Genomic DNA, 13440 nt, shown 5'->3' with positions numbered 1-13440 from the left:
GCAGGATTGGTCGCTTGAGCACCGTCGAAACAACGCAGGAGGCGCGGCCCCGAAAGGGCCGTGCTAGGGCCTTTGCAAAGGCGTTAGGGCGGTTTCTGTTTGCCGCCGTCACCACCTATCTCGGCCTTCTGGCCGTCACCTTTTTCATCGGCCGCGTCGTGCCGATCGATCCCGTGCTCGCCATCCTCGGCGACCGCGCGCCCAACCATGTCGTCGAGCGCGTACGCCAGGAAATGGGCTTCAATCTGCCGCTCTATCAGCAGTTCTTCATCTATATCAAAGGCATCCTGTCCGGTGACTTCGGCAATTCGGTGCTGACGACCAATCCTGTGATGGTCGATATCCGCCGTGTCCTGCCGGCGACAATCGAGCTCGCAACGCTCGGAACGATCATCGGCGCCGTTGTCGGCGTACCGCTCGGCGTTCTCGCCGCCGTGCGCCGCGGCAGCATTGCCGACCAGGTGGTGCGCGTCGTCGGCCTCATCGGTTATTCGGTGCCGATCTTCTGGCTGGCGCTGATCTCGCTCGTCATCTTCTATGCGCGACTGCGCTGGGTGGCCTTTCCCGGCCGCATCGACATCGTCTTCGAATATACGTTCACGCCGATCACCGGCCTCTACCTGCTCGACAGCGCCTGGCAGGGACAATGGGATGTCTTCTATGATGTCTTCCGCCACATCATCCTGCCGGCCTCGCTGCTCGGCTATTTCTCGCTCGCCTATATCAGCCGCATGACGCGCAGCTTCATGCTGAACGAGCTTTCCCAGGAATATATCGTTGCCGCCCGCGCCAAAGGGCTTTCGGAAACGCGGGTGATCTGGGGCCATGCGCTACGCAATGCCGCTGTGCCGCTCGTCACCGTGATTGCGCTTTCCTATGCCGGCCTGCTCGAAGGATCGGTGTTGACCGAGACCGTTTTTTCCTGGCCGGGCATCGGGCTCTACATCACCAATTCGCTGCAGAACGCCGATATGAACGCCGTGCTCGGCGGCACGATCGTCATCGGTACGGTCTTCATCGGCATCAACCTTCTGTCCGATCTTCTCTACCGGACGCTTGATCCGAGGACGCGAAACCGATGACGGCCAATGCCAGCCCATCTCCTGCGATGAGCCGCCGCGAATGGCTGCTTTCCGACCGGCCGCAATCGCGCCTGCAAGCCCGCCTCGGCCGTGCCTACGTCACATGGCGACAGTTCACGGCCAACAGGCTCGCCGTCGTCGGCCTGCTGATCATCGTGGCGCTGCTTTTCATCGCCGCTTTTGCCGATGTGCTCGCCACGCATAATCCGGTGGTCGGCGATCTGCGCAATGCTCGGCTGCTGCCGCCCGGCACGGGGGAATTCTGGCTCGGTTCGGACGATCAGGGTCGTGATATCTATTCGCGGCTGATCTACGGATCGCGATTGACGCTGCTCGTCGTCGTGCTCGTCGCCGTCATCTCGGCGCCGGTCGGGCTGATCGTCGGCACCGTCTCCGGTTATGCCGGAGGCTGGGTGGATGCGACGCTGATGCGCATCACCGATATCTTCCTCGCCTTTCCGAAGCTGGTGCTGGCGCTCGCCTTCGTCGCAGCTCTCGGTCCCGGCATCCAGAACGCGATCATCGCCATCGCCATCACCTCCTGGCCGCCCTATGCCCGCATCGCGCGCGCCGAGACGCTGACGGTTCGGCGTTCCGACTATATTTCGGCGGTGAGGCTGATGGGCGCCTCTCCTCTCCGTATTATCGTCCGCCATGTCATGCCGCTCTGCATTTCCTCGCTGATCGTGCGTGTGACGCTTGACATGGCGGGCATCATCCTGACGGCTGCCGGTCTCGGCTTCCTCGGCCTCGGGGCGCAGCCGCCGCTGCCGGAATGGGGGGCGATGATCGCCTCGGGACGGCGCTTCATCCTCGATCAATGGTGGGTCGCGGCGATGCCCGGTATCGCCATCCTTATCGTCAGCCTCGGCTTCAATCTTCTCGGCGACGGCCTGCGCGACGCGCTCGATCCGAAGGAGAGCGGCCAATGACGACACTTCTGACCGTGGACAAGCTCAAGGTCAGCTACCCCACGCGCACCGGCGTGATCGAGGCCGTGCGCGGCGTCTCCTTCACGCTCGGCAAGGAAAGGCTCGGCATCGTCGGCGAATCCGGTTCCGGTAAGTCGCAGACCGGACGGGCAATCATGGGTCTGACGCCGAAACACGGTGTCGTCACGGCCGAGAGGCTTGATTTCAACGGCATCGATCTCATCAATGTCTCCGCCGGCGAAAGGCGCAGGCTGCGCGGCAAGCGCATCGCCATGATCCTGCAGGATCCGAAATATTCGCTCGATCCCGTCATGTCGATCGGACGGCAGATCTGCGAAACGCTGCGCACGCATGAGAAGGTCGGCAAGGCGGAGGCGCGCGAGCGCGCGCTCGCCATGCTGGAAGCGGTGCAGATCCGCGATCCGAAACGTGTCTTCGACCTGCATCCGCACGAGGTTTCGGGCGGCATGGGGCAGCGTGCGATGATCGCCATGATGCTGATTGCCGGGCCTGAACTGCTGATTGCCGACGAGCCGACCTCGGCGCTTGACGTGACGGTGCAACTCGATGTGCTGCGGATCATGGACAGGCTGGTGTCCGAGCGCGGCATGGGGCTGATCTTCGTCTCCCACGATCTGAGGCTGGTCTCCTCCTTCTGCGACCGCGTCATCGTCATGTATGCCGGCAAGGTCGTCGAGGAGCTGGCGGCGGCCGATCTCAGACATGCGCAGCATCCCTATACACAGGGGCTGCTGAACTGCATGCCCGAGATCGGCGCGAACCGTCATCCTTTGCCGGTGCTCGACCGCAAGCCGGAGTGGGCGGCATGAGCGCAGCTCTCGAGATCGACGATCTCAGCGTCGTTTACGACCATTTTCATGCGCTGAAGGATGTCAGCATTACTGTCGAACGCGGCGAATCCTTTGGTCTCGTCGGCGAGTCCGGCTCGGGAAAATCGACCTTGCTGCGGGCCGTTGCCGGACTTGCGCCGATCAGCGGCGGCGCGATCAACATCGACGGTGAGGCGCTGAAGGGTTCGAAGCGCAGCAAAGTCTTCTATCGACGCGTGCAAATGGTCTTCCAGGATCCTTATGGTTCGCTGCATCCGCGCCAGACTATCGATCGGCTTCTGCTCGAACCGCTTGCGATCCACGGCATCGCCGACAGCGAGAAGCGGATCGCCCGCGCGCTGGACGAGGTCGGCCTCGGCAATGGTTTCCGTTTCCGCTACCCGCATCAGCTCTCCGGCGGCCAGCGCCAGCGCGTGGCGATCGCTCGGGCGCTGATCGTGGAACCGTCGATCCTGCTGCTCGACGAGCCGACATCGGCGCTCGACGCCTCGGTGCAGGCCGAGGTGCTGAACCTGCTGGAAGAGATCCGACGCGACCGCAAGCTCACCTTCGTGATGGTCAGCCATGATCTCGGGGTCGTCACCCATATGTGTGAAAGGCTCGCCGTGATGCGCAACGGAGCCGTCGTCGAGCGGCTGAGCTCGCAAGAACTGGCGCAAGGCGCGGTTCACGAGGAATATACGAGAAATTTGATGATCGCGAGCAAGGGTTTCGTCAAAGCCTGAAAGTCAATCTTTTCAAACCGTTGAAAAGAAAAGACCGGCAGCGGTGTTAAGGATAATGCTTCCCTAAAAGACGACCATTCAGCTAGACTATTGACAGCTGCCTCGCTTCTGTCATGATCCCGTTAACGATTGTTAGCTTTCGTGATCGATGGAGGTTGATGCATGTTCTTTCTCGGTGGGATGACCATGGGTTACCTCGATCCTCCTGTTCGAGCCGATCGCCGGGAACAGATTTCGGCATCCATTCCTGCGGAAAAGGACCGTCGGCTGATCGAGACTTCCTCCAACCCGTCGCAGAACGAGAACGCCGTCGAGCGCTCGTTGATCTGGGCATGGCGCACGCTCTGCTAAAAGGGCTGGTTGAATTTTCTCTTCCGCTCGCTCTAGACGGAAATTTATCTCTACCTACTTGATAGAGAAAGTAAGAATATAAACGCGAGCCGCACAACCGGCCGCACGAGAACAACGGAGGCGACATATGGCAGATCTGGGTATTTCGCATGCTCACGTGAACCAGTATGGTTCCGTACCGACCAAGAAGCCGCTTACCACACGCCACAGGCTTCAGACGATGCTCCACGGCGCGATCTTCACTGCAGCATTCCTGTTCGTCGTAGCCATGGTTTGCGGCGTCGTCGGATAATCCGGCCTGAGCAAGCGTCGGCAGATGCCGGCGCTGCGGCGGTTTCCGCCTTTATTGAATTTCGGAACATTTAATTTGTCTCGGCATTCTCCTGGCACTCGAATGTCAAAGGGAGAATGGTCACGAGAGGCATTTTGGCATGGCGATCGGCATTCCGATCCCCATCATTCTTCCGTACTTTTTTTCACGCCATCCAAAACACGCCCGAGCGATCTTGATCTCAAACGGAAGCGGCGTGGGTCACAAGCCGTCCAAACCGCCGCCACGCATGGTCAGGCGCTCATGCGTCTTTCGTTTTTCTGAAATCGAAGAGCTCTTGCCTTGTCGGAACCAGGTGCCGGCATTTTCGTCATTTCCACCGCCCAGACAAGCTCGCCGGGCCGCGGCGCATGCCTCTTGACTTGAATTTTCCCGAGGGTGTCCAAATTTTCGACATGGCTTTCGCGCAGAGGGTATCGATGGTCTTGATCCCGTCGGGTCACGTCCTGAACAGGGCGTAGCCCGTTTGTATTGCTTGGCCCGAGTGTCGTTCACCCCGGCTTCATCGATCTTTGAAGAATAGGGCCCCGTTCATGTAGCAGTCATGATAAGCAGTGCAAAAGGCTGAGCAAAACAGCCATAACTTCGTTTGGATCCAGAACCGAACCCATGTCTATTTCTCATCTTTCTCCGAGCCTTCCGCGCGAACCCGATATGAAGCAGATCGATCACAACGGTTCGATCCGTTCGACCTATCTGTCGATCGAGGACATCAAGGCGATGGGCGATGCGGTCGCCCGCAACGGCGTCGACCAGCTGCCGGCTTTCGCCCCCTTCGATTTCTTTGCGCGCCATAAGGAAAACGAGAAGGAAATCCTGCGCGTCTACCGGACCACGGCGACCGACGTCGAGGCCGGCGAGACGATCACGCCGGCGGCAGAATGGCTGCTGGATAATCACTATATCGTCGAAGAGGCGATCCAGGAGGTGCGGCGCGACTTCCCCCGACGCTTCTATCGCGAATTGCCGACCATGGTCGTCGGCGGCGTCGAGGTGCCGCGCACCCTCGTACTTGCCTGGCTCTATGTCGCCCATACCCACAGCACGATCTCGCAGGAAAGTCTGACGGCGCTGGTCGACGGCTTCCAGGCCAGCGAGACGCTGAGGATCGGCGAACTCTGGGCGTTGCCCTCTCTCGTCCGCTACGTGCTCGTGGAAAACCTTCGCCGTATTTCGAGCCGCGTCGAAGCCAGCCGCCGGCTGCGCCGCCGCGCCAACGAGGCGGCCGACGAATTGGTGCGCCTGACCGATCCGGCCGGGGCGGCCGCCTATCTGAAGACGCTGGAACCGCTTGCCGAGGACAATACCTTCTCGACGCAGTTCCTCTATCGCTTGCGCGACGGCTCGCAGACGTCGAGCCTGGCGATCACCTGGCTTGACGAGCGGTTGGAAGAGCTCGGCCGCAACACCGAAGAGGCGACCACGGCCGAACACAGCCGGCTCTCTTCCGGCAACGTGACGATGGGCAACATCATCCGCAGCCTTCGCGAGATCGATGATGCCGAATGGTCGGTCTGGGTCGAGCAGGTCAGCCATGTCGACAAGCTGCTCTGGGAGCATTCGGATTACGGCATCCTCGATTCCGGCTCGCGCAACAAATATCGCAAGCAGATCGAGAAGCTGGCCAAGCGCTCGCCGCTGTCGGAAATGGAAATCGCCCAGCTGGCGCTCGACATGACCGATGCCGCCAAGGCCTCCGACGAGCCGCAGCCGCATGAACCGAATGTCGGCGGCTTCCTGTCGGGCGCGCAGCGGCCGAAGCTCGAGGCGCGGGCGAATTATCGCCCGACGGTCACCCAGCATTTCGTGCGCGCTGTGCGCCGGTTCAACTGGCTGGCGATTGCCGTGCCCGTCATGCTGCTGACGGTTATCGCCATGGCGATCGTCGGCAAGTTCATGGCGAATGCCGGCATGGGTGCGGTCGAAATCGTCCTGCTGCTGATCATGTTCTCGGTGCCGGCGTCGGAAGGGGCGACAGGCCTCTTCAACACCTTGCTGTCCTTCTTCGTGACGCCGGCGCGCCTCGTCGGTTACGAGTTCAAGGAAGGCATTCCGGAAGATGCGCGCACGCTGCTCGTCGTGCCCTGCCTGATCTCGAACCGCGACAGTGTCGACGACCACGTACGCAATCTCGAGGTCCATTATCTCGCCAATCCGCGCGGCGAGATCTATTTCGCGATGCTGAGCGACTGGCCAGACAGCGACGTCGAGGAAACGCCTGCCGATCTCGAGGTTCTCGATTATGCCAGGCGCGAGATCGCCAATCTCTCCGCTCGTTATGCCTATGACGGCAAGACGCGTTTCTATCTGTTGCATCGCCGCCGCCTCTACAATCCCTCGGAAGGCGTCTGGATGGGCTGGGAACGCAAGCGCGGCAAGCTGCATGAGCTGAACATGCTTCTGCGCGGCGACCGCGACACGACCTACCTGCCGGGCGCCAATACCGTGCCGGCCAATGTGCAATATGTCATGACGCTCGATGCCGATACGCGCCTGATGCGCGATGCCGTCACCAAGCTCGTCGGCAAGCTCTATCATCCGATCAACCGCCCGGTCATCAACCCGAAAACCGGCCGCGTCGAAAGTGGCTATGGCGTGCTGCAGCCGCGTGTCACCCCGTCGCTGACGACGGGCAAGGACGCGTCGGTCTTCCAGCGCGTCTTTTCGATCAACCGCGGCCTCGATCCTTATGTCTTCACCGTTTCCGACGTCTATCAGGATCTCGCCGGCGAAGGCACCTTCACCGGCAAGGGCCTTTACCATGTCGATGCCTTCGAAGCGTCGCTGAAGGGCCGGATCGACGAGAACTCCGTGCTCAGCCACGATCTTCTCGAAGGTTCGATGGCGCGTTGCGCGCTCGTCACAGATCTCGAACTGGTGGAGGATTTCCCGATCCGCTATGAGGTGGAAACCTCGCGCCAGCATCGCTGGGCGCGTGGCGACTGGCAGCTTCTCCCCTACATGTTCAATCCGAAATACGGCGTCACGGCACTCGGCCGCTGGAAGATGTTCGACAATCTGCGCCGCTCGCTGACGCCGATCGCCTGGTTCTTCGCCTCGGTGCTCGGCTGGTATTTCATGGGGCCGCTCGGCGCGCTCATCTGGCAGATTCTGCTGATCTTCTGCCTCTTCGTCGCGCCGACACTGTCGCTCATCAACGGCATCATCCCGCGCACCAGCGATATCATTGCCCGCGCTCATCTCTATACGGTCTGGGCCGATATCACGGCCGCCAATGCGCAGGTTGCGCTGCGCATCGTCTTCATCGCCGATTCGGCTTGCATGATGGCGGATGCGATCGGCCGTTCGCTCTACCGCCTGTTCGTCAGCCGCAAGCTGATGCTGCAATGGCGGACCGCCGCCAGCGTTCAGGCCGGCGGCCAGGGCACGTTGATCTCCTACTACAAGGCGATGTGGCATGCACCGGCGCTGGCTCTGCTGGCACTCGGTTTCGCAGCCCTTCCCGGCGACAACGCCTTCCTCGTCGGCATTCCCTTCGCGCTGCTGTGGATATTATCGCCGGTTGTCGCCTGGTATGTCAGCCAGTCGGCGGAGACCGAGGACCGGCTCGAGGTTGCCGATTCCGTCTCGAGCGAACTGCGCAAGATCGCCCGGCGCACCTGGCGTTATTTCGAGACCTTCACGACGGCCGAGCAGAACTATCTGCCGCCGGACAATGTCCAGGAAACGCCGCATGTGATCGTCGCGGCGCGCACCTCGCCGACCAATATCGGCGTCTATCTGCTTTCCGTCGTTTCCGGCCGGCATTTCGGCTGGTTCTCCTTCGAGGAGACGCTCGAGCGGCTGGAGCAGACGATCGCGACGATCGACAAAATGGAGAAATTCCGCGGTCACCTGTTCAACTGGTACCACACCGATACGCTGCAGACGCTTGGTCCCCGTTATGTCTCGGCCGTCGACAGCGGCAATCTCGCCGGCCATCTGATCGCCATTTCATCGGCCTGCCGCAACTGGGCCGAGGCGCCGTCCGCTCATATGCAGGGCAATCTCGACGGCGTCGGCGACACGGCCGGCATTCTCGGCGAAGTGCTGGCGGACCTGCCCGACGATCGCAAGACCGTGCGCCCGCTGCGCCGACGCCTGGAGGAGCGCATTGTCGGTTTCCAGAACGCGCTTGCCGCCGTCAAGCGCGAGCACGAATTCGCCTCCATCCGCATCATCAACCTCGCCGTTCTCGCGCGCGACATCGAGAAGCTCGCCGCCAATCTCGACCATGAGGTCAAGTCGAAGCAGAGCGAAGAGGTCACCTTGTGGGCGGCATCGCTGGTGAAGGTCTGCGAGGCGCATATTTCCGACAGCACCTTCGATCTTTCCAAGGTCGATGCGCTGAGGCCGCGGCTGGTGGCGCTGCGCGACAAGGCGCGCGATCTCGCCTTCTCGATGGATTTCGGCTTCCTGTTCCGGCCAGAGCGGCGTCTGCTGTCGATCGGCTATCGCGTCGAAAGCGGTGAACTCGACCAGGCCTGCTATGACCTTCTCGCCTCGGAATGCCGCCTGACCAGCCTCTTCGGCATCGCCAAGGGTGACCTGCCGACGGAACACTGGTACCGCCTCGGTCGTCAGGTCGTGCCCGTCGGCTCACGCGGTGCGCTGGTTTCCTGGTCCGGCTCGATGTTCGAATATCTGATGCCGCCGCTCGTCATGCAGGAGCGCGGCGGGGGGATTCTCAACCAGACGAACAATCTGGTCGTCGTCGAGCAGATGAATTACGCCCGCAAGCTCGGTATTCCCTGGGGCATTTCGGAAGCGGCCTTCAATGCCCGCGACCATAACCTCAACTATCAGTACACGAATTTCGGCGTGCCGACGCTCGGCCTGAAGCGCGGTCTCGGCCACAATGCCGTCATCGCGCCCTACGCCTCACTGCTCGCCGCCCAGTACGACCCGCCGGCCGCGCTGGAAAACCTGCAGAGGCTGCGCAAGGTCGGGGCGCTCGGCAAGTTCGGCTTCCACGACGCCGTCGACTTCACGCCGACACGCGTGCCGGAAGGCAAGAAATGCGCGGTGGTCTACAATTATTATGCCCACCATCACGGCATGTCGATCGCGGCGGTCGCCAACGTCGCCTTCAACGGTCATCTGCGCGAGCTCTTCCACGCCGATCCCGTCATCGAGGCAGCGGAGCTGCTGCTGCAGGAAAAGGCGCCGCGCGACATTCCGGTCATGAGCGGCAAGCATGAATCCGACACGCCGGCCAGCATCCAGGACGATCTCCTGCGGCCGGAGCTCAGGAAGATCAGCGATCCGGCTTCGCGCGACCGCGAACTCGTGTTCCTGTCGAACGGCCATTATTCGGTGATGCTGACGGCGACGGGCGCCGGTTATTCCCGCTGGAACAATCTTTCCGTTTCCCGTTGGAAGCCTGATCCGACTGAAGACCGCTGGGGCAGTTTCATCTTCCTGCGCGATACCGCCACCAACGAATGGTGGTCGGCGACATCAGAGCCGAAGGGCGTCGAAGGCGAAAAGATCAAGGTCGAATTCGCCGACGAGAAGGCGCAGTTCACCAAGATGGTCGGCGACCTCACAAGCGAGGTGGAGTGCATCGTCGCGACCGAGCATGATGCCGAGGCCCGCCGCGTCACGCTGCTCAACATGGGTACGGAAGACCGTTTCATTGAGGTCACCTCCTATCTCGAACCGGTGATCACCTCCGACGATACCGACAATGCGCATCCGGCATTCGCCCGCATGTTCGTCAAGACAGAGATCGGCAAGCGCGGCGACGTCATTCGCGCCGAACGCAACAGGCGCGACCCGAACGAGCCCAATATCAGCATCGCACATCTGATCGTCGACAATGCCGGCGACACCCGCCATACCGAATTCGAGACCGACCGGCGCAAGTTCATCGGCCGTGGCCGCAGTCTTGCCGATGCGGCCGCCTTCGATCCAGGTGCCACGCTTTCCGGCAGCGACGGCTTCATGCTCGATGCCGTGATGTCGCTGCGTCGAACCGTCCGCGTACCGGCCGGCAAGAAAGTCAGCGTGATCTTCTGGACGATTGCGGCGCCAAGCCGCGAGGAAGTCGACAAGGCGGTCAATCGCTACCGTCATCCCGATGCCTTCACTCACGAGCTCGTCCAGGCCTGGACACGCACGCAGGTGCAGATGCGCCATGTCGGCGTCACCTCGCAGCAGGCGGCCGCCTTCCAGCATCTCGGACGCTATCTCGTCTATCCCGACATGCAACTGCGCAAGGACGAGGCGACCGTCGAGGCCGGCCTGCAGTCGCAATCGGCGCTTTGGCCGCTGGCAATCTCCGGCGACTTCCCGATCTTCACGCTGCGCATCAACGACGACATGGATCTCGACATCGCTCGCGAGGCGCTGCTGGCGCAGGAATATCTGCGCTCGCGCGGCGTCACCGCCGATCTCGTCATCATGAACGAACGCGCCTCGTCCTATGCGCAAGATATGCAGCATGCGCTCGACGCCATGTGCGAAAACGTGCGCCGCATGGGCCAGGCCGACGGATTGCGCCAGCATATCTTTGCGGTTCGCAAGGACCTGATGGAGGAAGCCACCTATCATGCGCTGATCGCGGCTTCCCGCGTCACGCTGCACACCAAGAACGGCAAGGTGGTCGACCAGATCAACCGCGCCGTCGCGTTGTTTGCACCCTCCAAGGAGGAGTTGCAGGAGATGGAGCGGGCCGAGCGCAACAAGGCCCCTGTCAAGCGTGTTGCGCCGGTGCCGCCGCCTGTCGTGCCCGCTGTCGTCATCGAGGAGGAAGGCGATCTCGACTTCTGGAACGGCATCGGCGGCTTTGCCCGCGACGGACGCGAATATGTCGTTCGGCTGCCTGGAGGTCATGCGACGCCGCAGCCCTGGATCAATGTCATTTCCAACGACAGCTTCGGCTTCCACGTGTCGGCCGAAGGCTCGGGCTTCACCTGGAGCGTCAATTCGCGCGACTATCAGCTGACCTCCTGGTCGAACGATGCGGTGGTCAACCGTTCGGGCGAGGCGTTCTATCTCACCGATCTGGACAGCGGTGCCGTCATGACGCCGTTCGCGGCGCTTTCCCGCCGGCCGGACATTCGTTTCGAAGCCCGCCACGGGCTCGGTTATTCCGTCTTCTCCAGCGTTCAGCACGATATCGCGCTCGAGCTGACGCAGACGATCGACCGCGAAAAGCCGGTGAAACTGCAACGCCTGCGCCTGCGCAACACAGGTTCGACCAGCCGCAAGCTGCGTCTCTACGGTTATGTCGAATGGATCCTCGGCAGCAATCCGGGACGCACGATGCCTTTCATCCTCTCGAGCCATGATGAGGAAACGGGGGCGCTGTTTGCCACCAATCCCTACAGCATCGATTTTTCCAACCGCACCGCCTTCTTCGCGGCGAGCGAGACGCTTTCGAGTTTCTCGGCAAGCCGGCGCGAATTCATCGGCAAGGCGGGGACGATCCAGGCACCGCAGGCCGTCACTTCCGCCGCCGCCCTTTCCGGCGCGACGGAACTCGACGGTGATCCGGCCGCGGCGCTTGCAATCGACATTGAGCTCGGCGCCGGCGAGGAGCGCGACTTCACATTCTTCCTCGGCGATACGCCGACGGAAGAAGAAGCGCGCACTGTTATCGTCGATATCCGCAAGGCTTCGTTCGACGATGCCGTCGAGGCGAACCGCGCCTTCTGGCGGGACTTCACCGGCAGGCTGCAGATATCGACGCCGGATCGCGGGATGAACAATCTCGTCAACACCTGGCTGCCTTATCAGAGCCTCGGCTGCCGCATCATGGCGCGCACCGCCTTCTACCAGGCAAGCGGAGCCTTCGGCTTCCGCGATCAGCTGCAGGACACGCTGGCCTTCGTGTTGCACGAACCCTCGCTTGCCCGCCGGCAGATCCTGAATGCCGCTTCGCGGCAATTCCGCGAAGGCGATGTCCAGCATTGGTGGCTGCCGGGAACGGGTGCCGGCGTGCGCACGCTGATCTCGGACGACGTCGTCTGGCTCAGCTATGCAATCCATCACTATTGCAGCGTTACCGGCGACAAGGACGTGCTCGACGAGGAGATCGCCTTCCTGGAAGGGCCGGCACTGCTCGAAGGCCAGCACGACTCATTCTACAAGCCGGAAATTTCCGAGGACAAGGCGAGCGTCTACGAACACGCGGCGCTGGCGCTCGATCTCGCCATTGCCCGCAAGGGGGAAAACGGCCTGCCGCTATTCCTTGGCGGCGACTGGAACGACGGCATGAACCGCGTCGGCATCGGTGGGCGCGGCACCAGCGTCTGGCTCGGCTGGTTCCTGGCGGGTGCATTGCGCTCCTTCATTCCCTATGCCGAAGAGCGCGGCGACACGGTCCGGGCAGAGCGCTGGTCGGCGCATCTCACCGAGCTGAAGAAGGCGCTCGAAACAGCTGCCTGGGATGGCGGCTACTATCGCCGCGGCACGTTCGACGACGGTGCACTGCTCGGCTCCAGGGAAAGTCCGGAATGCCGGATCGATTCGATCGCGCAGTCCTGGAGCGTGCTGTCGGGCGAGGGCGATCCGGCCCGCGCCGTCACGGCAATGGAGGCCGTGCTCGATCAGCTGGTCGACGAGGATGCCCGGATCATCCGGCTGTTCACGCCACCTTTCATCAATTCCGCTAGGGATCCCGGCTATATCAAGGCCTATCCGCCGGGTGTGCGCGAAAATGGTGGGCAATATACCCATGCCGCAACCTGGGTGGTGATGGCGCTGGCGGAGCTGAAGCGGGGCGACGATGCTTTCCGCTGTTTCCAGATCCTCAATCCGATCACCCACTCGCTCGACAAGGCTTCAGCGGAGCAATACCGCGTCGAACCCTATGTCGTCGCGGCTGACGTCTACGGCCATGATCCCTATACGTCGCGCGGCGGCTGGACCTGGTATACCGGGTCTGCCGGCTGGCTCTACCGTGCCGCCGTCGAGGGCATCCTCGGCATCCGGCTGAAGGACGGCCGGCTCTATGTGCGCCCGTCGCTCCCGTCGGAATGGGACGGTTTTGCGGCAGAGGTGGAGCAAGGCGGCGGCAAATACCGCATTTCGGTCTCAAAAGCGTCCAATGACAGCGGCTACACTCTGTCAATCAACGGCTGCGAAGTCACCGATCCCGAAGAGGGATATCCGCTCGGATAACAGCGTTCTCCACGCTGAAAAACACGGCGATTCGCGACG

At 61.9% G+C, this 13440-nt stretch carries 7 protein-coding genes; all 7 read left to right on the top strand.

Going from position 1 to position 13440, the window contains the following annotated elements:
- The first annotated feature begins 14 nt into the window (after positions 1-14).
- The 7 genes from HX898_RS14085 (at position 15) to HX898_RS14055 (ending at position 13401) form a co-directional block, all read left to right on the top strand.
- Positions 15-1082, top strand: a complete 1068-nt coding sequence (locus HX898_RS14085) for an ABC transporter permease (RefSeq protein WP_062939914.1) — start codon at positions 15-17, stop codon at positions 1080-1082.
- Positions 1079-2014, top strand: a complete 936-nt coding sequence (locus tag HX898_RS14080) for an ABC transporter permease (RefSeq protein WP_180194919.1) — start codon at positions 1079-1081, stop codon at positions 2012-2014. The genes HX898_RS14085 and HX898_RS14080 overlap by 4 nt, the downstream gene beginning before the upstream one ends.
- Positions 2011-2844, top strand: a complete 834-nt coding sequence (locus HX898_RS14075) for an ABC transporter ATP-binding protein (protein WP_180194918.1) — start codon at positions 2011-2013, stop codon at positions 2842-2844. The genes HX898_RS14080 and HX898_RS14075 overlap by 4 nt, the downstream gene beginning before the upstream one ends.
- Positions 2841-3590 (top strand): ABC transporter ATP-binding protein, encoded by a 750-nt coding sequence (locus HX898_RS14070; RefSeq protein WP_138389381.1) that lies wholly within the window; start codon positions 2841-2843, stop codon positions 3588-3590. Before HX898_RS14075 ends, HX898_RS14070 begins: the two co-directional genes overlap by 4 nt.
- Before the next feature lie 162 nt (positions 3591-3752).
- Positions 3753-3941 carry a hypothetical protein gene (locus HX898_RS14065; RefSeq protein ID WP_020052143.1) on the top strand — a complete coding sequence of 63 codons (189 nt, stop codon included), beginning with the start codon at positions 3753-3755 and terminating at the stop codon, positions 3939-3941.
- Between the two features lie 127 nt (positions 3942-4068).
- Positions 4069-4233 carry a hypothetical protein gene (locus HX898_RS14060; protein WP_003543858.1) on the top strand — a complete coding sequence of 55 codons (165 nt, stop codon included), beginning with the start codon at positions 4069-4071 and terminating at the stop codon, positions 4231-4233.
- Positions 4234-4881: 648 nt separating this feature from the next.
- Positions 4882-13401: a glucoamylase family protein gene (locus HX898_RS14055; RefSeq protein ID WP_180194917.1), complete on the top strand. Its 8520-nt coding sequence runs from the start codon at positions 4882-4884 to the stop codon at positions 13399-13401.
- Positions 13402-13440 lie beyond the last annotated feature (39 nt).

The organism is Rhizobium sp. WYCCWR 11128 (genome assembly GCF_013416305.1).
GTDB classification, from domain to species: domain Bacteria; phylum Pseudomonadota; class Alphaproteobacteria; order Rhizobiales; family Rhizobiaceae; genus Rhizobium; species Rhizobium indicum.
Note: the sequence above shows the minus strand (reverse complement) of the source record. Positions and strands in the feature narration are given on the sequence as shown.